Consider the following 20,562-nt stretch of genomic DNA (forward strand, 5'->3'; position numbering starts at 1 on the left):
TAAAAAAATACAGACCCAACACCCCAAAGGGCATCAGACCGAGTTGATTCTGACTGTTGACTGTCTACTGACAATCTTCAATCCAAAAGGAATTGCATCATGACCTGAACAACCAAAGCTGCCCAGGCACGAGGTCAATCAATAAATTGGCATTGACAATGTGCACGCTGTTGAGTTCTCAAGGACCAGACGCACTCGCTCTTCGGCTCAGGTTCGAGCTCCAGCCACGAGGCTTGTGTACTTGGCTTGCCACCGGTGTGTCGTCGGACCCGGAGGTCCTGTGGCTCATCCCCGAGGGGAGAGAACCGGTGGGCTTGTCATCCTAGGCGTCGAAGCGATCGAGCACAAGGCCAGATCTGATCTTCAGTGGAGGATGGTCCCGCTTGAGGGCCGACGTGCTCTGGGCTTTCGCTCCAGCCGCTCCGCCGCACCTTTGGGGTGACGAGTAGGAACTTTACGCAGGCCTGGGCGAGTGTGCCAAGCCAGGCCCGATCCCGGGCGTGTCGCGTTGTGCAACACGCGTCGCCCGGGTGCCGGGGCGATCAGGCCAGCGTCACGCCGGCGAGGGTCTTCTTGCCGCGGCGGAGCACGAGGACTCCCCCGGGCAGGGCGAGGTCCGACAGCGGTGCGGTGGCGTCCTCGGCTCGGACGTTGTTCACGTACACGCCGCCCTGGTCGATCGCCCGGCGCGCTTCGCCGAGGGACTTCACGAGCTCGGTCTCGACGAGTGCCCGGGCCACGTCGGCTCCGGCCTCGATGGTGACCGACCCCGGCAGCTCCGCGATCGCCGACCGCAGGGTGTCCGGATCCAGCGCACCGAGGTCCCCGTTGCCGAACAGCGCGGCCGCAGCGTCGATCGCGGCCTGGGTGGCGTCGAACCCGTGCACGAGCGAGGTGACCTCGAACGCGAGGGTCCGCTGCGCTTCGCGCCGGAACGGTTCGTCGGCGACCGCCTGCTCGAGTCGCTCGATCTCGGCACGGGACAGGAACGTGAACTCCCGCAACCGGGCGATCACGTCGGCATCCGCCGTGTTGAGCCAGAACTGGTACAGCGCGTACGGCGACGTCATCTCGGCGTCGAGCCAGATGGCGTTGCCCTCGCTCTTGCCGAACTTCGTGCCGTCCGAGTTCGTGATCAAGGGTGTCCCGAGCGCGTGCACCGTCGCACCCTCGGCACGACGGATGAGCTCCGTCCCCGAGGTCAGGTTGCCCCACTGGTCCGAGCCACCCGTCTGCAGCGTGCAGCCGTACTGCCGGAAGAGCTCGCGGTAGTCGAGGCCCTGCAGGATCTGGTAGCTGAACTCCGTGTAGCTGATGCCCGCGTCGGAGTTCAGCCGCGCGGCGACGGCGTCCTTCTTGAGCATCGAGTTCACCCGGAAGTACTTGCCGACGTCGCGCAGGAAGTCGATGGCGGACATCGGTGACGTCCAGTCGAGGTTGTTCACCAGCCGGACGCCGTTGTCACCGTCCGGACTGAGGAACCGCGACACCTGTCCCTGCAGACGCGCCACCCACTCGGCGACGGTCTCGCGGGTGTTCAGCGTGCGCTCCGCCGTCGGACGCGGGTCGCCGATGAGCCCCGTCGATCCCCCGACGAGCGCCAGCGGCTTGTGCCCGGCGAGCTGCAACCGACGCATGGTCAGGAGCTGCAGCAGGTTGCCGCAGTGCAGCGACGGTGCCGTGGGGTCGAAGCCGCAGTAGTACGTGATCGGATCACCGTCGAGGGCCTCTTGGAGTGCGGTCTCGTCGGTCGAGACCTGCACCAGACCGCGCCAGCGCAGTTCGTCCCACACCGAGGCGAAGGTGGGGTCGTTCTGCTGGCGCGTCAGGACGTCTTGAGCGGTATCACTGGACACCCCGCCATCGTAGCGGCGGCGCACCACCGACAGCGCGCCGTCGACCGGGAGGCCCGTGGTGCGTCTGGGCCCACGCCGCCGGTTCCGGCGCGACGCGCCAGCGGCGGGCCGGCCGTGCCGGTGGGGATCAGTCGAGGGCACCCTTGTGCCGTCGGTACGTCGAGACCGTCGGGTCGCCCGTCAACCAGAAGCGCCAGGGGTACTGCGCACCGCCGGCGATGCCGCCGACGCCGGTGCGCGGTCCGCGCGAGATGCGCGGGACCGGACCCGTCCCGCCGGGGCCGGGTGCGGTCTCGGTCAGGAGTTCCTCGACGACGCGGGCCGGAGAGGCGGAGGCGAGCCGCGCCTCCAGGCCGGGTGCCAACGTGAGCACGAACGGACCGGACCCGTCGAGCAGCGAGGTGCCGTCGTCCTGTCCGAGCACCGCGCCGAGGGCGCCACCGAGGTTGCCGGGGCCACGCGCCAACGCGACGTCGGCGACCGACGGGCCACGTCGTCCGCGTGCGGTGTCGACGCCCTCGATCACCTGCGCACCGCGGAGCAGGGAACCGGAGGAGGTGCCGGCCGGTGCACTCACGACGTTGACGCAGGTGTGGATGCCGTACGAGCGGTACGCGTACAGGGTGCCCGGCGACCCGAACAGGTGGCGGTTGCGCTCGGTCGGACCGCGGTGCCCGTGCGAGCCGGGGTCGGTGGGGCCGAAGTAGGCCTCGACCTCGGTGATGCGCAGGGTCACGCCTCGGCCCGCGATCGTCGCGCCGAGCAGCGCCGGGGCGATGCGCGGCGCCGGCTTAGCGAGCATCGCGAGCAGCCCCTCGGTCATCGCGTGAAGGGTGCGCCCTCGGCCAGGTCGTGGACGCGACGCGTGACGGACGCCAGCTGCTCGGCCACACGGTCCGGAGCGGTTCCGCCGACACCCGAGCGGGACGCGACACTGCCCTCGATCGTGAGCACGGCACGGACCCCGGGGGTCAGGTGCTCGGAGACCGACCGGTACTCGTCGTCGGTCGGGTCGTCGAGCTCGATGCCCCGCTGTTCGCAGTACCGGACCAGCGCACCGGACACCTCGTGCGCATCGCGGAACGGGACGCCCTGACGGACCAGCCACTCGGCCACGTCGGTCGCGAGCGAGAAGCCCTGCGGCGCGAGCTCGGCCATCCGGTCCGTGTCGAACGTGAGCGTCGCGATCATGCCGGTGAAGGCCGGCAGCAGGACCTCGAGCGTGGCGACCGAGTCGAAGACGGGCTCCTTGTCCTCCTGCAGGTCGCGGTTGTAGGCGAGCGGCAGTCCCTTCAAGGTCGCGAGCAGGCCCGTCAGGTTGCCGATCAGACGACCGGACTTGCCGCGCGCGAGCTCGGCGATGTCCGGGTTCTTCTTCTGCGGCATGATGCTCGAGCCGGTCGAGAAGGCGTCGTGGAGCCGGACGAAGCCGAACTCCTTCGTGTTCCAGAGGATGACCTCTTCCGACAGACGCGAGACGTCGATGCCGATCTGCGCGAGGACGAACGCGAACTCGGCGACGACGTCGCGGGCGGCCGTGGCGTCGATCGAGTTGTCGGCCGGGCGGTCGAACCCGAGCTCCGCGGCGATCGCGGCGGGGTCGAGACCGAGCGAACTGCCGGCGAGGGCACCGGCGCCGTACGGGCTCACGCTCGCGCGGCCCGCCCAGTCGCGGAGGCGCTCGAGGTCGCGGACCAACGGCCACGCGTGCGCCAGCAGGTGGTGCGCGAGGAGGACGGGCTGCGCGTGCTGCAGGTGCGTGCGACCCGGCATGATCGCCGACGGGTGCTCGTTGGCCTGCTGGGTGATCGCGTCGACCAGGTCGATCACGAGCCGACCGATCCGGCGCCCGTGGTCGAGCATGTGCATGCGGCCGAGCGTCGCGATCTGGTCGTTGCGGCTGCGGCCGGCGCGGAGCTTGCCGCCGAGCTCCGGACCGAGGTCGGCGATGAGGAGGCGCTCGAGGGCACCGTGGACGTCCTCGTCGGACTCGTCGGGCTGCAGCGTGCCGTCGGCGTGCGCGGCCTCGAGCCGGTCGAGTCCGGCGAGCATGCGCTCGAGCTCGTCCGCCGTCAGGTACCCGGCCGTGTGCAGGGCCCGGGCGTGCGCGCGGGAGCCGGCGATGTCGTACGGGGCGAGCTGCCAGTCGAAGTGCGTCGACTTCGACAGCGCTGCCAGGGCCGCACTCGGGCCGTCGGCGAAGCGGGCGCCCCAGAGGGCTCCGGTGTTGGTGGCGTCGGTCTTCTCGTCGGTCATGTCGTCCTGCGTCGTTGTCGTCGGGCCGGGTGGCGGCGGGTGTCAGTTCGCCGCGTCGCGGCGGGCGGAGATCTTGCTGGGGAGCGACCAGAGTTCGATGAAGCCCTTCGAGAGGGACTGGTCGAACGTGTCGCCGGTGTCGCACGTGGCGAGGTCGAAGTCGTACAGGCTCTGCTCCGAGCGACGGCCGGTCACCGTCGCCCGACCGCCGTGCAGCTGGAGGCGGACGTCGCCGGAGACGTGCTGCTGAGTGTGGTCGACGAAGGCGTCGAGGCTGCGCTTCAGCCCGCCGAACCACAGACCGTCGTAGACCAGGTCGGCCCACTCCGACTCGACACCGCGCTTGTAGCGGTTCACGTCGCGCTCGAGGGTGAGGCGCTCGAGCTCCTCGTGCGCCGTGATGAGCGCGATCGCCGCAGGGGCCTCGTACACCTCGCGCGACTTGATGCCGACGAGGCGGTCCTCGACGACGTCGATCCGACCGACGCCGTGCTTGCCGGCCACGGCGTTCAGCTCCTGCACGATCCGCAGCACGCTGAAGCGCTGCCCGTCGAGCGCCACCGGGACGCCGCGCTCGAACGTGATGGTCACCTCGTCCGGCTCGCGCGGGACGGCGGGGTCCTGCGTGTACGCGTACAGGTCCTCGGTCGGGGCGTTCCACGGGTCTTCGAGGAAGCCGGTCTCGACGGCCCGGCCCCACACGTTCTGGTCGATCGAGTACGGCGACCGCTGCGACTGCTGGATCGGCAGGGCGTGCTGCTCGGCGTACGCGATCGCCTTGTCCCGGGTCAGGGCGAGGTCACGCACCGGTGCCACGCTCCGCAGGTCCGGGGCGATCGCCGCGACGGCGGCTTCGAACCGGACCTGGTCGTTGCCCTTGCCGGTGCAGCCGTGCGCGACGCTGTCGGCACCGAGCTGCTTCGCCGTCAGCGCGAGGTGCTTCGCGATGAGCGGGCGGCTCAGCGCCGACACCAGCGGGTAGCGCTTTTGGTACAGCGCGTTGGCCTTGAGGGCCGGCACGATGTACTCGTCGGCGTACTCGTCCTTGGCGTCGACCACGATCGACTCGACGGCCCCGCAGTCGAGCGCGCGCTGTCGGATCGCGTCGAGGTCCTCGCCGCCCTGGCCGACGTCGACCGCCAGCGCCACCACCTCTTTGCCGGTGGCGTCACGCAGCCAGCCGATCCCGACGGAGGTGTCGAGGCCGCCGGAGTAGGCGAGGACGACGCGGTCAGCCATGGTGCTCAGACGTTCGCGGCGAGGAGCCAGGCCAGCAGCGCCTTCTGGGCGTGCAGACGGTTCTCCGCCTCGTCCCAGATGATGCTGCGCGGCCCGTCGATGACGTCGGCGGTCACCTCGTAGCCACGGTCGGCGGGCAGGCAGTGCATGAACACCGCGTCGTCGGCAGCGTGCGCCATCAGGGCGTCGTCCACGCGGTACCCGGAGAAGGTGTCGAGGCGCGACTGCTTCTCGGACTCCTTGCCCATCGACACCCAGGTGTCGGTGACCACGACGTCGGCACCGGCGACCGCTGCCACCGGGTCGGTGACGACCAGGACGGAACCGCCGGTCTCGGCCGAACGGTGCTCGGCGTCGGTGACGACCTGCGGGGACGGCGAGAACTCGGCGGGAGCCGCGACGCGGACGTGCATGCCCGCGGTCGCGCCGGCGAGCAGGTACGACTGCGCCATGTTGCTCGCGCCGTCGCCGATGAACGCCACGGTCTGGCCCGCCAGCGTGCCGCGGTGCTCGCGGATGGTGAGCAGGTCGGCGAGCAGCTGGCAGGGGTGGAAGTCGTCGGACAGTGCGTTGACGACGGGGACGGTCGTGCCGGCGGCCATCTCCTCGAGACCGGCCTGCCCGTAGGTGCGCCAGACGATCGCCGACACCATGCGCTCGAGCACGCGGGCGGTGTCCGACGGGGTCTCCTTGCCGCCGAGCTGGCTGTTCGCCGTCGAGATGATGAGCGGGCTGCCGCCCAGGTCGGAGATGCCGACGTGGAACGACACCCGGGTGCGGGTCGACGACTTGTCGAAGATGACCGCGACGCTCTGCGGGCCGGCGAGGGGCTTCGCACCCCAACGGTCGGCCTTCATCTGGTCGGCGATGTCGAGGATCGCGGACTGCTCGGCCTGGCTGAGGTCGTCGTCCCGGAGGAAGTGGCGGGTCATGCGGAGGTCTCCTGGGCGGCAGCGACGGCCGCGAGGCTCTGGGCGAGGATCGACACGAACTCGTCGATCTCGGCGTCGGACACGATGAGCGGCGGCGCGAGGCGCAGGCTCGACTCGTTCGGGGCGTTGATGATGAGGCCACGCTCGAGGGCGGCGGCGTTGACCGCGGCCGCGATCGGGCCGGTGAGCCCGACGCCGATGAGCAGACCGGTGCCGCGGACCTCTTCGACGAGCGGTGAGCCGATGCCGGCGATGCCGGTCCGGATCCGCTCGCCCTTGACCACGGCGGCAGCGACGAGGTCCGCGCGTTCGATCTCCTCGAGCACCGCGTTCGCCACGCGGGTGCCGAGCGGGTTGCCGCCGAAGGTCGAACCGTGCTGACCGGCCGAGAACAGGTCGGACGCCCACCCGAAGGTCACGAGCGCACCGATCGGGAAGCCGCCGGCGATGCCCTTGGCCACCGTGACGGCGTCGGGGGTGAAGCCGTGGCCCTGGTAGGTGAACCAGTTGCCCGTCCGGCCGACACCGGTCTGGATCTCGTCGAGGATCAGCAGCGCACCGTGCTCCTCGGTCAGCCGGCGCGCGGCGAGCAGGAAGCCCTCGGGCAGGTCGACGACGCCGGCCTCGCCCTTGATCGGCTCGATGACGATCGCCGCGACCGTGTCGTCGATGGACGCCTCGAGCGCTGCGACGGTGGAGTCGATGTGCTCGACGCCCGGGATCATCGGCAGGAAGTCCTGCTGCAGCGCGGGCTTGCCGGTGAGCGCGAGTGCCCCCATCGTCCGGCCGTGGAACCCCTGCTTCAGCGCGAGGATGCGGGTCTTCTGCCCGTCGGCGCCCTTGTTCAGGCGCGCGAGCTTGAACGCGGCCTCGTTCGCCTCTGCCCCGGAGTTGCCGAAGTACACCCGCCCGGCGTCGCCCGCACCGGTGATGCGCTTGAGGCGCTCCGCCAGCTCGAGCTGGGGCGGCGTCGCGAAGTAGTTCGACACGTGCACGAGCTTCGCGGCCTGGTCGGCGATCGCCTCGACCAGGACGGGGTGCGCGTGGCCGAGCGAGTTGACGGCGATGCCCGCCAGGAAGTCGAGGTACTCGTTGCCCTCGACGTCCCAGACACGGCAGCCCTGTCCGCGCTCGAGCATGATCTTCGGCGGGGTCAGGGATCGCATGAGCGACGCCCCGAACCGGTCGTTCCAGGTCTCGGTCTGCGTCTCGCTGCTCACGGCTGCTGCCCCTTCTCGGTCGTGCTGGCCACGTGTTGGCCGGTGCTGGTGCTCGTCGACGGTGCTGCGACGCGTCGGCCGATCTCGGCGTGGGTCATCTGGTTCTCGGTGCGTCGGCTCGGGTCCGGGATCACCTCGGTGCCCGCACCGCGCAGGGTGAAGACCTCGAGCAGGATCGAGTGCGGGATCCGACCGTCGATGATCGTCGCCCCGCCGACCCCGCCGACCACGGCGTCGAGGCACGCGGTCATCTTCGGGATCATGCCCGACTCGAGGGACGGCAGGAGCGCGCGGAGCTCCTCGACCGCGATGAGGTCGACGAGCGAGTCACGGTCCGGCCAGTTGCGGTAGAGGCCGGGGACGTCGGTGAGCATGATGAGCTTCGACGCACGCAGCGCGATCGCCAGGGCACCCGCGGCTGCGTCGGCGTTCACGTTGAGCGCCTGGTCCGGGTGGGCATCGTCGATCGCGATGCTCGAGACCACCGGGATGCGGCCGGCCTCGATCGCGGCGAGCACCCCTGACGGGTCGACGTGGGTGATGTCACCGACGTGGCCGAGGTCGTACTCCTGCCCGTCGACGACCACGCCCTTCTGCTCGCCGGTGAACAGGGACCCGCCGTCGCCGAACACACCGACGGCCAGGCCCTCGCCGTGCTCGTTCATCAGGTCGACGATCTCGCGGTTGACCTCGCCAGCCAGGACGTCGCGGACGACCGAGATCGCCTCGGTCGTGGTGACGCGGTAGCCGCCACGGAACTCGGACTCGATGCCCTGTTCCTTGAGCGCGGCCGAGATCTGCGGACCCCCGCCGTGCACGACCACGGGGTGCAGTCCCGCGTAGCGGAGGTAGACCATGTCCTCGGCGAACGCACGCTTGAGGTCCTCGTTCACCATCGCGTTGCCGCCGAACTTGACGACGACGACCTTGCCGGAGAACCGCTTGAGCCACGGCAGGGACTCGATCAGGGTCGCGGCCTTGACGGCGGCGAACTCGTGCTCTTCTTCCTTCGTGAGGGGCGTCCCGGCCCCTTCGGTGTCGTTCGCCATCAGCTGGAGTACGCGCTGTTCTCGTGCACGTAGTCGTGCGTGAGGTCGTTGGTCAGGATCGTCGCCGAGTGCGTCCCGACGCCGAGGTCGATGCGCACGTGGGTGTCCCGCGGCGTCAGGTCGACGGTGTCGCTCGGCTGGTCCGGGGCGCCGGCGTGGCAGACCCGGACACCGTTCATGCTGACGTCGACCGCGTACGGGTCGAAGTCGGCGTCCGTGGTGCCGATGGCCGCGAGGACTCGGCCCCAGTTCGGGTCGTTGCCGAAGACGGCCGCCTTGAACAGGTTGTTGCGCGCGACACTCCGGCCGACGGTGACGGCGTCGTCCTCGGTCGCGGCGTGCACGACCTCGATCGCGATGTCGTGGCTGGCGCCCTCGGCGTCCTGCTGCAGCTGGCGGGCCAGATCGGCGCAGACCGCGGTCAGGGCTTCCTGGAAGTCGCCGACCTCGGGCGTCACCCCGCTCGCACCCGACGACAGCAGCACGACGGTGTCGTTCGTCGACATGCAGCCGTCCGAGTCGACGCGGTCGAAGGTGATGCGGGTGGCCGCGCGGAGCGCCTGGTCGAGCTGGTCCGGGGTCTGCACGGCGTCGGTGGTGATCACGACGAGCATCGTCGCGAGTCCGGGTGCGAGCATGCCCGCACCCTTCGCCATGCCACCGACGGTCCAGCCGTCCTCGGTCACCACGGACTGCTTCGCCCTGGTGTCGGTCGTCATGATCGCGGTGGCCGCGTCCGGGCCGCCGTCGGCGCTGAGCGCAGCGCCGGCGAGGTCGACGCCCCGGAGCACGTTGTCGCGGAACGTCTGGTCGCCCACCCCGATGAGGCCGGTGGAGCAGACGACGACGTCGCCCGCTCCGATGCCGAGGGCGTCACCGACGGCTTCGGCGGTCAGGTGCGTGGTCTGGAAGCCGAAGGGGCCCGTGAAGCAGTTGGCGCCGCCGGAGTTCAGGACGACGGCGCGCGCGACGCCGTCACCGACGACCTGGCGGGACCAGATCACCGGGTGCGCCTGCGCGCGGTTGCTGGTGAAGACCGCGGCCACGGCCGCGTCGGGGCCGTCGTTGACGACGAGGGCCACGTCCGGCTTGCCGCTGGTCTTCAGGCCGGCGGTCACGCCGGCAGCGCGGAAACCCGCTGCCGCGGTGACGCCCTGGAGGCCCGGTTCGCCCTGGGTGGGCTTGCTCACGTCGGTGAGGTCGGTCACGGTGCGACTCCGTCCACGCTGAGGCCCAGGGTCTCCGGCAGACCCAGGGCGATGTTGGTCGACTGGACGGCGGCACCCGCCGTGCCCTTCGCGAGGTTGTCGAGAGCCGTCACGGCGACGACGCGGCCTGCGGCCTCGTCCACCGCGATGCCGACGAGTGCGGTGTTCGCACCGATGGTGTCCGCGACCCGGGGGAACTCGCCCTCGGGCAACAGGTGCACGAACGGCTCGTCGGCGTAGGCCTGCTCCCAGGCGAGCCGCACGTCGCGGGCGCTGACACCCGGGGTGAGCTTGGCCGTCGTCGTCGCGAGGATGCCCCGCGACATCGGGACGAGCACGGGCGTGAACGAGATCGTCACGTCGGCAGCGCCCGCCACGACCAGGTTCTGCTGGATCTCCGGGACGTGCCGGTGCGTGCCGCCCACCGCGTAGGCGCTGGCGGAACCCATGATCTCGGACGCCAAGTAGGTGTTGGCGAGCTTCTTGCCGGCACCGCTCGGGCCGACGCTCAGCACGGCGACGATGTCGTCCGACTCGACGAGCCCGGCCTGGATGCCCGGCTGGATGCCGAGCGTCACCGCGGTGACGTTGCACCCGGGGACCGCGATCCGCTTGGTGCCGACCAGGGCCGAACGCTGCTTGCCCTGCGACGCGATGTCCTCGACCTCGCGCCACTCGTCGGCCGAACCCGGGGTCGGGGCGGCGAGCAGGAGCTCCGGCAGGCCGTAGGTCCAGGCGCCGTGGTAGTCGCCGCCGTAGAACTGCTCCCAGGCTGCGGGGTCCGTCAGACGGTGGTCCGCGCCGCAGTCCACCACGAGGGCGTCGTCGCCGAGCTCCTCGGTGATCGCCCCCGACTGACCGTGCGGCAGCGCCAGGAACACGACGTCGTGCCCGCGGAGCGTCTCGGCCGTCGTCTTCTCGAGGGTCAGGTGCGACAGCGACCGGAGGTGCGGCTGCGTCGCGATCAACGGCTGTCCGGCGTTCGAGAACGCCGTCACCGTCCTGACGTCGAACTCGGGATGGGCGGAGAGCACGCGCAGGAGCTCACCACCCGCGTAGCCGGAGGCTCCCGCCACGGCGACGGATACGGACATGGGATTCCACCTTTGGTCGGACTGGTCGTCGAGAGAGTCGGAGGCGGCGACCCCGGGCGGTGCTGATCCCGTCGTGGGTCAGTCGCGCAGGGTCGCCCCGAATCGCTCGCCGGCACGTCGGACTGCGCCGTCACGGGCCTCGGTGGCCTCGGCAGCGGTCAGCGTGCGGTCCGTGGCACGGAAGCGCAGGGCGAACGTCAGGGACTTCTGTCCCTCGTCCACGCCGGAGCCCCGGTAGTCATCCACGAGCCGAGCATACTCCAACAGGTCTCCGGCACCAGAGCGGACCGCATCCAACACGTCACCGGCCGGCACCCCGGCGTCGACGACCAGGGACAGGTCCTGCGTCGCTGCCGGGTACGACACGATCGGCGCGACCGCGACGAGGTCGGGGGCCGCGGCCACCATGGCGTCGAGGTCGAGCTCGACCACGGCCACCACGCGGGGCAGCACCGCAGCGGCGGACAGTTCCGGCAGGAGTTCGCCGGCGACGCCCACGACGGTGTCGCCCACGAGCAGCGACGCCGCGCGACCCGGGTGCAGGGACGGGTGGGTGGTCTGCGCGACGCGCAGTTCCACGCCGACGGCCCACGCGACCTGGCGGGCCGCGTCGATCGCGTCGGCGATGCCGTACGGCTCCGCCGCGACACCCGCCTGCTTGCCGACGCGGTTGCCGGTGAGCAGGGCGGACACGTGGAACGGCTGTGCGGGCAGGGACGCGTCGAGCGCCTCGAGCGTCGCGCGGTCGGGCAGCGCGGCACCGGCCGGGACCTCGTCGGTGCCGAGCGTCACGCCCGTCATCGGCAGGAACACCCGCGAGGTCTCGTAGAGCGCGACGTCGAGCAGGCCGCGCGAGACGTTCCGGCGAGCGGCGTCGACGAGGGCGGGCACACCACTGCGGCGGAGCAGGTTCTGCTCGCTGTCGAGGGCGTTGGCGAGGACGACGCTCGGGCCGCCCTCCGGGTCGATCCCCGGGTAGGCGTCCTGCGTCGCGGCGGAGACGAACGGCGCCGTCACCGCTTCGACCAGACCCGCGGCGGCGAGGGCCGCGGAGACCCGGCGGCGCGCCTGCTGGTGCGGGGTGAGCCCGCGTCCGGGCGGGGCCACGGGCAGCACGCTCGGGATGCGGTCGTACCCGACGATCCGCGCGACCTCTTCGACCAACGTGGTGTCGTCGGTCAGGTCCGGACGCCAGGTCGGCGGGGTGACGGCGAGCTGCGCACCGTCGACCTGCACCGTCGCGCCGATCGCACGGAGGGTGTCCACGACCTCGGCGTCGCTGTAGTCCACGCCGATGAGCTCGGCCGGACGCGAGGTCCGCATGGCGACCGTTGCACGGGGCTCGGTGTCGACGAGCGTGGAACCGAGAGCATCGGCCGTGCCGCCGGCCAGCTCGACGAGGAGGTCGACGGCGCGGTTCGCAGCAGCCTCGGCCACGAGCGGGTCGACGCCGCGCTCGAACCGACGGGAGGCCTCGCTCGGCAGCTTGTGGCGGCGAGCGGTCCGCGCGATCGAGACCTGGTCGAAGCCAGCTGCCTCGATCAGGACGTCGGTCGTGCTCGCCGAGATCTCGGTCCGGGCACCGCCCATCACGCCGGCGAGCCCGACGGGGCCGTCGTGGTCGGTGATGACGAGGTCCTCGGGGTCGAGCTTCCGCACGGCGCCGTCGAGGGTCTCGAGCGTCTCGCCGACAGCCGCACGACGGACACCCAGGCCGCCGCGGACGGTCGACAGGTCGTAGCCGTGCAGCGGCTGGCCGAGCTCGAACATGACGTAGTTCGTGATGTCGACCGGCAGCGAGATCGAACGGACGCCTGCCAGGGCGAGACGCGACACCATCCAGGCCGGTGTCTTCGCGGTGGGGTCGATGCCTCGGACGACGCGGGTGACGAAGGTGCTCGCGCCGACGCGACCGCGGATCGGGGCCTGGTCGTCGATCGTGACCGAGAAGCCCTCGGCCGTGCGGGGTGCGACGCGGTCGACGGGGTCGTGGAAGCTCGCGCCGGTGGCGTGGGCGTACTCACGTGCGACACCGCGCATGCTCAGCACGTACCCGCGGTCCGGCGTGACGTTGATCTCGACCGCCGCGTCGTCGAGGCCGAGGAGCGCGATGGCGTCCTGGCCGACGTCGGGCTCCATGTCGAGGTCTGCGAAGCGGAGGATGCCCTCGTGCTCGTCACCGAGACCGAGCTCGCGTGCTGAGGCGATCATGCCGTCGGAGACGTGGCCGTAGGTCTTGCGGGCCGCGATCGGGAACGGTCCGGGCAGCACGGCGCCGGGCAGCGTCACGACGACGAGGTCGCCCACGTCGAAGTTGTGCGCACCGCAGACGATGCCGCGGGGCTCGGGCTCGCCGACGTCCACCTGGCACCAGTTGATCGTCTTGCCGTTCTTCTGCGGTTCCGGGACGCGCTCGAGCACCCGGCCGACCACGACGGGGCCGGTCAGGTCGAACGTGTGGACGTCCTCTTCCTCGAAGCCGACCGACACGAGCGCCGCGTGGACGTGCTCGAGGGTGACGTCCTCGGGGAGGTCGACGGACTCGCCGAGCCAGCGGAGTGGGACGCGCATCAGACCACCGTTCCGAACTGCTGCGAGAAGCGGATGTCGCCCTCGAGGAAGTCACGCATGTCGTTCAGGCCGTTGCGGAACTGCAGCGTCCGCTCGATGCCCATGCCGAAGGCGAAGCCCTGGTACTCGTCCGGGTCGATGCCGGCGGCACGCAGGACGTTGGGGTTGACCATGCCGCAGCCGCCCCACTCGACCCACCGCGCGCCACCCTTGGCGTTCGGCTGCCAGACGTCCATCTCGGCGCTGGGCTCGGTGAACGGGAAGTAGTTCGGGCGCAGACGGATCTGCGCCTCGGCGCCGAAGACCTGGCGGGCGAAGTGCTCGAGCGTGCCGCGCAGGTGTGCCATCGTCAGGCCCTTGTCGATCGCGATGCCCTCGACCTGGGTGAAGACCGGCAGGTGCGTGGCGTCGAGCTCGTCGGCGCGGTACACGCGGCCCGGAGCGATGACGTAGAGCGGGAGGTCGCGGGACAGCAGGGACCGCACCTGCACGGGCGACGTGTGGGTGCGCATGACCAGGTGCCGGTCGACCGGCTCGACGAAGATCGTGTCCGCCATGGCCCGGGCCGGGTGGTCCTGGTCGAAGTTCAGGGCGTCGAAGTTGAACCACTCGTGCTCGAGCTCGGGGCCCTCTGCCACTTCCCACCCCATGCCGACGAAGATGTCCGCGACGGCTTCGTTGAGCAGCGAGAGCGGGTGGCGCGAGCCGGTCGGGCGGTGGGTCGGCAACGCGGTGACGTCGACGCGCTCGGCTTCGAGCCGCGCGCGCTCTTCGGCCACGGCGAGGACCGACTCCTGCTCCGCGATCGCCGCGTTCAGCCGCCCGCGGGCCTGACCGACGAGCTTGCCGGCCGCGGCCTTCTGCTCCGGCGGGACGCTGCGCATCGACGCGTTCATCCGAGCCAGCGGCGACTGCTCACCGGTGTGCTCGGCCCTGGCCTGCTTCAGTTCGGCGACCGTCGTCGTGGCGCGGACGGCGGCGAGTGCTGCGTCCACGGCGTCGGCGACGGCCGATTCGCTGATCTCGAGAGGTTCTGACACGAGACCCAAGCCTACCGGCCGACGGGATACCACCCGCCTGCACCGGTCGGACTGTGGATGGCCGATGCCGACGACCGAACTGTGGAGGGGGGTCAGCTCCGGAGTGCGAACGCCGACTCGTACAGGCAGACCGAGGCCGCCGTCGCCAAGTTCATCGACTCCGCCTGGCCGTAGATCGGCACCTTCACCGCACGGTCGACGAGCGCGAGGTCCTCGGTCGTGAGCCCACGGGCCTCGTTGCCGAACACCCACGCGGTCGGACCGTCGAGCATGCCCTCGGCCCGGACCACCGGCAGGTCGTCACCCGAGACGTCGGCCGCGAGCACGGTGTACCCGAGTGCCTTCGCCCGCGCGATCGTGTCGGCCAGGGTCACGCCGACCGACACCGGCACGTGGAAGAGCGAGCCCGTGGTCGACCGGACGACCTTCGGGTTGTACGGGTCCACCGACCGCCCGGTGAGGACCACCGCGTCGGCGCCGGCGGAGTCGGCGGCGCGGATGATCGTGCCGGCGTTCCCCGGGTCCCGTACCTCTTCGAGGATGGCGACCAGCCCCGGCAACGCGGCCGGCTCGTCGGCGTCCCCACGGGCCTCCAGGTCGACGGCAGCAGCAGCATCACCGACGCGACGGTCCGGGAAGACGTCCTTGACCGACGTCGGGAACTGCTGGCAGACGGCGACGACGCCCTGCGGCGTCACGGTGTCGGCCATCGCGTCGAGGACCTGCTCCGTCACGAACCAGGTGTCGACCGGCGCGTCGTCGAGGCCGTAGCGGGCTGCGGCCGTCGGCGTCACGTAGAGCTCGCGCAGCAGCTCCGGGGCGTACTCGAGTGCTTCACGCACCGCCTGCGGCCCCTCCAGCAGGAAGAGGCCCGTTTCGGCACGGACGTCCTTCTTCGACAGGGCCGCGACGGCCTTCACGCGTCCGGCACGGGGGTTCTCGAGGAGTTCGCTCACGACCCAAGTCTAGGAACGACGAAACCCCCGCCGTACGGCGGGGGTTTCGCGAGCAGAAGAACTGACTACGCAGCCTTCGGGGCCGAGGTGTCGGCCGGGAGGGCCTTCTTCGCGGTCTCGACGAGCGCGGTGAAGGTCTCGGGGTTGTTCACCGCGAGGTCGGCGAGGATGCGACGGTCGACCTCGACACCGGCGAGACCCAGACCCTGGATCAGACGGTTGTAGGTCAGGCCGTTCGCACGGGACGCAGCGTTGATGCGCTGGATCCACAGGCGACGGAACTCGCCCTTCTTCGCGTGACGGTCGCGGTACGCGTAGACCAGGGAGTGGGTGACCTGCTCCTTGGCCTTGCGGTACAGACGCGAACGCTGGCCGCGGTAACCCTCGGCGCGCTCGAGGATGACGCGGCGCTTCTTGGCGGCGTTGACCGCTCTCTTTACTCGTGCCATTGCACTATTCCTTTACGATCCGGGGGCTCAGTGGCCGAGGAGCTTCTTGACGTTCTTCGCGTCTGCCTTGGAGAGGACCTGGTCCTCGTTCAGGCGGGCCTTGCGCTTGGAGCTCTTGACCTCGAGGTTGTGACGCATACCGGCCTGCTGCTTCATGACCTTGCCGGTACCGGTGATCTTGAAGCGCTTCTTCGACCCGGAGTGGGTCTTCTGCTTGGGCATGGTGGTGCCTTTCCGTGGGATGGATGGGAGCCGCGTCGTTGCGGGGTCGGTCTGGGTGACCTACTCGGCGGGAGCGTCGCTCTTGGCCGGTGCCGTGTCCTGCGCGGGAGCCTCGGCCGGGGCCTCGGTCTCCGTCTCGGCGTCCGAGTGGTCCTTCGCAGCGTGCTCGGTGGCACGACGCTCGGCCTTCTGTGCAGCGCGCTTCGCGTTCTGCTCGCCCTTGACGTCGGACTTGTTCTTCAGGGGGGCGATGATCATCGTCATGTTGCGGCCGTCCTGGGTGGGACGGGACTCGACGACGCCGAACTCGGCGATCTCCTCCGCGAACTTGTGGAGGAGACGGACACCCTGCTCCGGACGCGACTGCTCGCGGCCACGGAAGAGGATCATCGCCTTCACCTTGTCGCCACCGAGGAGGAACCCCTCGGCGCGCTTGCGCTTCGTCTCGTAGTCGTGCACGTCGATCTTCAGGCGGAAACGGACCTCTTTCAGGTCCGTGTTCACCTGGTTGCGACGGGCTTCCTTGGCCTTCTGAGCGGCTTCGTACTTGAACTTGCCGTAGTCCATGATCTTGGCCACGGGCGGCTTCGAGTTCGGCGCGACCTCGACCAGATCCAGTTCGGCTTCCTGCGCGAGGCGCAGTGCCATGGCGATCGGGACAACGCCGACCTGCTCACCCTGCGGGCCGACGAGTCGGACTTCGGGAACGCGGATTCGGTCGTTGGTACGGGGATCGGTGATGCGGAGCTCCTTCAATCAGGTGGTGGTCGTCCGGGACGTTTGCCCTGGACGACAGCACGAGAGAGGAGATCTGACGCACGGATCGGAACCCGTTCGGCAGCCGCCCTGCGTCGGATCCGTGGACCCGACCGACGTGTGCACCCAGTTGCTGTGCACTCGTGGAGCGGTGGTGACCCGGTAGCCTGGTGGAACGCGGCCGCGGGTGGGAGAGACTCCTCTTTCGTGACACCGTCCGAGCGCTTCAGGAGAACCTGATGGCACACGGACAGCATCTGCCGCGAGCGAGTCTAGCAGAGGAGCACCGTGACCGACACCCCGATCGACGACGACGGCAGCGGCATCGACGCCGCCAGGGACATCTCGGAGGTGCCGGCCGTCGAACTCATCAACACCGTGGCCGTGCACCTGCTCAGTGCCGCCGCCGTGAAGGTCGGCCTGGCCGACGACCCCCAGGAGCAGACCGACCTGGACGAAGCGCGCAAGCTCATCACCGCACTGGCCGGACTGGTCACCGCTGCGGCGACCGAGATCGGCGACCACCACGCCCGTCCGCTGCGCGACGGGCTGCGCTCGGTGCAGCTCGCGTTCCGCGAGGCGTCGGCGATCCCGGACGCACCGGGCGCCGGACCGGGCGAGAAGTACACCGGCCCCGTCAACTGACGGCTGGCGGCTGACGCACGACGGGCACTGTCCGTCACGGCGTCCGACGGGAGGCCCGTGGCGGGATCGCCACGGGCCTCCCGTCCGCCTTCGGGTGCGCGGTCAGGACCCGCTGCGGCCGACCAGGCGCGTGACGGCCGCGAGCGGGATGCCGACCCAGTCGGGTCGGTTCCGGGTCTCGTAGACGACCTCGTAGACGGCCTTGTCGAGCTCGAACGCATCCAGGAGCTCGCGGTGCGCGCGGAGGTCGGCGCCGGTCCCCCGCTGGTACCCGTCGAGGAACCGCACGCGTGCCTCGTCCGCCCAGCCCGCTGCGTCGACCGGTTCCGCGTCGTGCGCCAGGGCTCCGGCGACGTAGTCGAACGACCGGAGCATGCCGGCCACGTCACGGAGCGTGACGTCCGGCAACGAGCGTTCGGCCAGCGGGCGGAGCGGCTCCCCCTCGAAGTCGAGGAAGACCCACCCGCGCGGCTCGGGGGCAGCGAGCACCTGCCCGAGGTGCAGGTCGCCGTGGATGCGCTGCAGGTCCGGCCAGGGCGTCGCCGTCGCCGCCGCGTACACCGCTCGGATCGCGTCTGCGTGCTCGGCGACGGCCGGGGCCTCACGCGCGGCGGTGTCGAGCCGCTCGTGCATCGTCGCGACGGCGGTCCGTCGTCGCGCCTCGTCGGCGGGCTCGGACGGCAGCGCCTCGGCGAGGGTGCGGTGGACGTCGGCGAGCGCCGCCCCGAGCTGCTCGGCCCGATCGCCGAAGGGCGTGCCGCCGTGCGCTTCCTCGAGGGCCACGCGCCAGGCGTCCTCGAGGCCCGGCAGGAACTCCTGCGCGAACGCGAGGTGACCGGTCGCCGTGCCGCTGCCCTGCCCGACGTCGGGCCAGCTGCCCCGCAGTGCGCCGTAGACCTGGGGGACGCGAGCACTGCCGGCTGCGGACAACGCGAGCTGCGTCGTGACGTCGGGGTTGTCGCCGTGGTGCAGGACGCGGAACACCTTGATGATGACGCGGGCACCGGACTCGGTGTCGCAGATGACCGAGGTGTTGGACTGCTCGCCGGTCAGGACGCGGGCAGCCGTGACGGTGCCGATGGGGCGGAGGCTCTGCGGGTCCGCGTCGATGCGTGCGGCGAGCGCCGTGATCCACGCGTGGTCGGCGGTGGCGTCGGCGATGGTGCCGTCGGGGCCGCTGGTCACGGGTGACTGGTAGAGGACCGGAGCCGCTGGTGCTGCGGGGGCTTCGTCGAGGACGAGCCGGGTGCCGTCGGCGGTGGAGAGGGTGCGGAGGCGCGGCACGGACCCCTTCGAGGCGTACCACCGGCGGTCGGCGATCCAGGACTCGAGGTCGTGGTCGCTCGGGGCGGTGTCGCTCGGGGGCGCGGTGGCGCTCGGGGGTGCGGTGTCGCTGGGGTGGCGGGCTCCGTCGCTCATGCAGCGGACCGTACGCGCCGAGTGCTGGCGAGGTGCCGAGTCCGTCACTCATCCCTGCACAGGGGGCGGTTCTGGGCCGCCCGTCCACAGAACGCGCCTGCGCTCGGACCGCACGGGCACCGTCGGACGACACTTGCGGACATGCCGAGCCAGCACCCCGCCCCCGACACCGCCCGCACCGATCCCCGCCGGAGCTGGCGGATCCCCGACGACCGCCGGTTGCCGGCACTCGAGCCTCTCGCATCCGCCGTCGAACGGCACGAGCCCGTGTCGCTCCGCGAGACCGTGTGGGACTCCGACGAGCGCGTGCTCGCGGCCGAAGGGGTGACGCTCACCCGCGCCCAGGACGGTTCCTGGAGCCTCGACCACGGCGACGGCCCGGTGCCGGTGGGCGCGGACCTCGATCGACCGAACGGCGAGCAGCCCCCGCGTGACGGGATCGAGGTGTTCCTGCGCGGGCGGGCGATGGCGACGGTCCGCGTCCGGGACACCACGACGACGCTCGTGACCCTGCGCGGCAAGGACGGTCGGGTGCGGGCCGAGATCGCCGACGTCCGCGTGGACGAAGGCGACCCGGACACCTCCGTGCTGCGGTCCGCACGGTGGTGGGCGCTGTCGGACGACGGGCGCGACGGCACCACGGCACGAGCGGCCGAGCGGGCCCTGGACGACGCGGCCACCGAGCCGCCGGCGACCTCGGCGGTCGCGGTCCCGCCAGCACCCGTGCTCGCCCCGGAGCGGCGCGGCAACCGGACGAAGCGACCACGTTCGGGCACCGCTGCGGCGTTCGTGCTGCGGGTCCTCGAGTCACTCCGCGCCGACCTCGTCGCGGTCGACCCCCGAGTCCGCGCCGACGACCACGAGTCGGTGCACGACTTCCGGAAGGTGGTCCGTCGGCTGCGGAGCGTGCTCGCGGCGTACCGCGGAGCCCTCGACCGCGAGGCGACCGAGGCACTGCGGGCCGCCCTCGCCGAAGCCGGACGGGTCGCCGGGGTCGCCCGCGATGCCGAGGTCCTGCACGGCGGGCTGTTCCGGTCGGCGGCTCGGGCCCCCGAGGGCTTCGTCGACGCCCCCACGCTGGACCGGATCGGCGAGCAGGCGGCGGCTCTCCGCAGCGCGGCCGCAGCGGAACTCCGCCAGGCGCTGCGCTCGGACGACTGGTTCCGTACCCTCGACGCGCTCGATCAACTGCTGCTCCGCGCCCCGGCCGGACCGCACGCCGACGACGCCGCCGCCGCCTTCGTCGCGAAGCGCATCGACCGCGAGCGCGCTCGGGTCCGACGACTGGTCGACGGTGGCGCGGCGGGTCTCGACGTCCTGCACGAGATCCGAAAGGCGGCACGGCGCCTGCGGTACGCGCTGGAAGCAGCCGGTGACGTCGCCGACCTCGGGAAGCGGCGGCTCAGCCGGCTGCGGCGGGTGCAGGAGACGCTCGGTGACGCCCTCGACGCGGCACACGCGGCAGATGCCTACCGGCGGCTCTCCGGGCCCGCGGCCCGGGACGGCGCCGACACCTTCGGGTACGGGGCGCTGACGACGGCCGAGCACGCCGTGCTCGAGCGGGGGCTGCGACGTTCGCGGAAGGTGCTCGCCCGACTGTGAGCGCGGCCGGGCGTGAGGCTCGTCGCGCTCCTCTGCGAGAATCGCGGA

18 protein-coding genes are annotated in these 20,562 nt (G+C 71.1%); 2 read left to right on the plus strand and 16 right to left on the minus strand.

What is annotated here, in order from left to right; translation table 11 throughout:
• Positions 1–542: 542 nt before the first annotated feature.
• From tyrS to infC, 15 genes are all read right to left on the minus strand, one after another.
• Positions 543–1,856, minus strand: coding sequence for a tyrosine--tRNA ligase (gene tyrS / locus EDF23_RS12815; protein WP_123936793.1), 1,314 nt, complete (start codon positions 1,854–1,856; stop codon positions 543–545).
• Positions 1,857–1,983: 127 nt separating this feature from the next.
• Complete coding sequence (locus tag EDF23_RS12820) at positions 1,984–2,679, minus strand: DNA-3-methyladenine glycosylase (protein WP_131921863.1); 696 nt, start codon at positions 2,677–2,679, stop codon at positions 1,984–1,986.
• Complete coding sequence (gene argH, locus EDF23_RS12825; RefSeq protein ID WP_123293380.1) at positions 2,676–4,112, minus strand: argininosuccinate lyase; 1,437 nt, start codon at positions 4,110–4,112, stop codon at positions 2,676–2,678. Before argH ends, EDF23_RS12820 begins: the two co-directional genes overlap by 4 nt.
• A gap of 42 nt (positions 4,113–4,154) precedes the next feature.
• Entirely contained in the window at positions 4,155–5,351 is a 1,197-nt protein-coding gene (locus tag EDF23_RS12830) for an argininosuccinate synthase (protein WP_131921864.1), read from the minus strand.
• A gap of 5 nt (positions 5,352–5,356) precedes the next feature.
• Positions 5,357–6,283, minus strand: coding sequence for an ornithine carbamoyltransferase (gene argF, locus EDF23_RS12835; RefSeq protein ID WP_131921865.1), 927 nt, complete (start codon positions 6,281–6,283; stop codon positions 5,357–5,359).
• Positions 6,280–7,503, minus strand: a complete 1,224-nt coding sequence (locus tag EDF23_RS12840) for an acetylornithine transaminase (RefSeq protein ID WP_131877375.1) — start codon at positions 7,501–7,503, stop codon at positions 6,280–6,282. The genes argF and EDF23_RS12840 overlap by 4 nt, the downstream gene beginning before the upstream one ends.
• Positions 7,500–8,552, minus strand: a complete 1,053-nt coding sequence (gene argB, locus EDF23_RS12845) for an acetylglutamate kinase (protein WP_123293376.1) — start codon at positions 8,550–8,552, stop codon at positions 7,500–7,502. The genes EDF23_RS12840 and argB overlap by 4 nt, the downstream gene beginning before the upstream one ends.
• Complete coding sequence (gene argJ / locus EDF23_RS12850) at positions 8,552–9,760, minus strand: bifunctional glutamate N-acetyltransferase/amino-acid acetyltransferase ArgJ (protein WP_243648917.1); 1,209 nt, start codon at positions 9,758–9,760, stop codon at positions 8,552–8,554. The genes argB and argJ overlap by 1 nt, the downstream gene beginning before the upstream one ends.
• A complete protein-coding gene (locus EDF23_RS12855; protein WP_123293375.1) occupies positions 9,757–10,854 on the minus strand; it encodes an NAGSA dehydrogenase family protein in 1,098 nt (365 codons plus the stop codon). Before EDF23_RS12855 ends, argJ begins: the two co-directional genes overlap by 4 nt.
• 78 nt (positions 10,855–10,932) lie before the next feature.
• Positions 10,933–13,425 (minus strand): phenylalanine--tRNA ligase subunit beta, encoded by a 2,493-nt coding sequence (gene pheT, locus EDF23_RS12860; protein ID WP_131921866.1) that lies wholly within the window; start codon positions 13,423–13,425, stop codon positions 10,933–10,935.
• On the minus strand, positions 13,425–14,465 hold the full coding sequence (gene pheS, locus EDF23_RS12865; RefSeq protein ID WP_111086283.1) for a phenylalanine--tRNA ligase subunit alpha: 1,041 nt from the start codon (positions 14,463–14,465) through the stop codon (positions 13,425–13,427). The genes pheT and pheS overlap by 1 nt, the downstream gene beginning before the upstream one ends.
• Positions 14,466–14,557: 92 nt before the next feature.
• Entirely contained in the window at positions 14,558–15,421 is an 864-nt protein-coding gene (locus tag EDF23_RS12870) for an RNA methyltransferase (protein ID WP_123293373.1), read from the minus strand.
• 65 nt (positions 15,422–15,486) lie between these two features.
• The gene (rplT, locus tag EDF23_RS12875; protein WP_111086285.1) at positions 15,487–15,870 is read right to left on the minus strand and encodes a 50S ribosomal protein L20; all 384 of its coding nucleotides are present in this window, start codon (positions 15,868–15,870) and stop codon (positions 15,487–15,489) included.
• A gap of 27 nt (positions 15,871–15,897) precedes the next feature.
• Complete coding sequence (rpmI, locus tag EDF23_RS12880; RefSeq protein WP_111086286.1) at positions 15,898–16,092, minus strand: 50S ribosomal protein L35; 195 nt, start codon at positions 16,090–16,092, stop codon at positions 15,898–15,900.
• Positions 16,093–16,152: 60 nt separating this feature from the next.
• Positions 16,153–16,848: a translation initiation factor IF-3 gene (gene infC / locus EDF23_RS12885; RefSeq protein WP_123293372.1), complete on the minus strand. Its 696-nt coding sequence runs from the start codon at positions 16,846–16,848 to the stop codon at positions 16,153–16,155.
• A gap of 288 nt (positions 16,849–17,136) precedes the next feature.
• Between infC and EDF23_RS12890 the strand changes: the two genes are divergently transcribed.
• Complete coding sequence (locus EDF23_RS12890; RefSeq protein ID WP_173170823.1) at positions 17,137–17,493, plus strand: DUF1844 domain-containing protein; 357 nt, start codon at positions 17,137–17,139, stop codon at positions 17,491–17,493.
• A gap of 102 nt (positions 17,494–17,595) precedes the next feature.
• On the opposite strand, the gene EDF23_RS12895 is transcribed toward EDF23_RS12890, so the two are convergent.
• Positions 17,596–18,912 carry a phosphotransferase gene (locus tag EDF23_RS12895; RefSeq protein WP_131921867.1) on the minus strand — a complete coding sequence of 439 codons (1,317 nt, stop codon included), beginning with the start codon at positions 18,910–18,912 and terminating at the stop codon, positions 17,596–17,598.
• Between the two features lie 141 nt (positions 18,913–19,053).
• On the opposite strand from EDF23_RS12895, the gene EDF23_RS12900 reads away from it, so the two are divergent.
• On the plus strand, positions 19,054–20,514 hold the full coding sequence (locus EDF23_RS12900) for a CHAD domain-containing protein (RefSeq protein ID WP_131921868.1): 1,461 nt from the start codon (positions 19,054–19,056) through the stop codon (positions 20,512–20,514).
• Positions 20,515–20,562 lie beyond the last annotated feature (48 nt).

Source organism: Curtobacterium sp. PhB128, assembly GCF_004340725.1.
Taxonomy (GTDB): Bacteria; Actinomycetota; Actinomycetes; order Actinomycetales; family Microbacteriaceae; genus Curtobacterium.

What these genes read in the sequence shown, in the direction of transcription:
- EDF23_RS12820 (WP_131921863.1), bottom strand. Translation starts at nt 2,679, where the DNA reads ATGACCGAGGGGCTGCTCGCGATGCTCGCTAAGCCGGCGCCGCGCATC.
- rplT (WP_111086285.1), bottom strand. Translation starts at nt 15,870, where the DNA reads ATGGCACGAGTAAAGAGAGCGGTCAACGCCGCCAAGAAGCGCCGCGTC.
- EDF23_RS12830 (WP_131921864.1), bottom strand. Translation starts at nt 5,351, where the DNA reads ATGGCTGACCGCGTCGTCCTCGCCTACTCCGGCGGCCTCGACACCTCC.
- rpmI (WP_111086286.1), bottom strand. Translation starts at nt 16,092, where the DNA reads ATGCCCAAGCAGAAGACCCACTCCGGGTCGAAGAAGCGCTTCAAGATC.
- argH (WP_123293380.1), bottom strand. Translation starts at nt 4,112, where the DNA reads ATGACCGACGAGAAGACCGACGCCACCAACACCGGAGCCCTCTGGGGC.
- EDF23_RS12855 (WP_123293375.1), bottom strand. Translation starts at nt 10,854, where the DNA reads ATGTCCGTATCCGTCGCCGTGGCGGGAGCCTCCGGCTACGCGGGTGGT.
- argF (WP_131921865.1), bottom strand. Translation starts at nt 6,283, where the DNA reads ATGACCCGCCACTTCCTCCGGGACGACGACCTCAGCCAGGCCGAGCAG.
- EDF23_RS12900 (WP_131921868.1), top strand. Translation starts at nt 19,054, where the DNA reads ATGCCGAGCCAGCACCCCGCCCCCGACACCGCCCGCACCGATCCCCGC.
- pheT (WP_131921866.1), bottom strand. Translation starts at nt 13,425, where the DNA reads ATGCGCGTCCCACTCCGCTGGCTCGGCGAGTCCGTCGACCTCCCCGAG.
- argB (WP_123293376.1), bottom strand. Translation starts at nt 8,552, where the DNA reads ATGGCGAACGACACCGAAGGGGCCGGGACGCCCCTCACGAAGGAAGAA.
- EDF23_RS12895 (WP_131921867.1), bottom strand. Translation starts at nt 18,912, where the DNA reads ATGAGCGACGGAGCCCGCCACCCCAGCGACACCGCACCCCCGAGCGCC.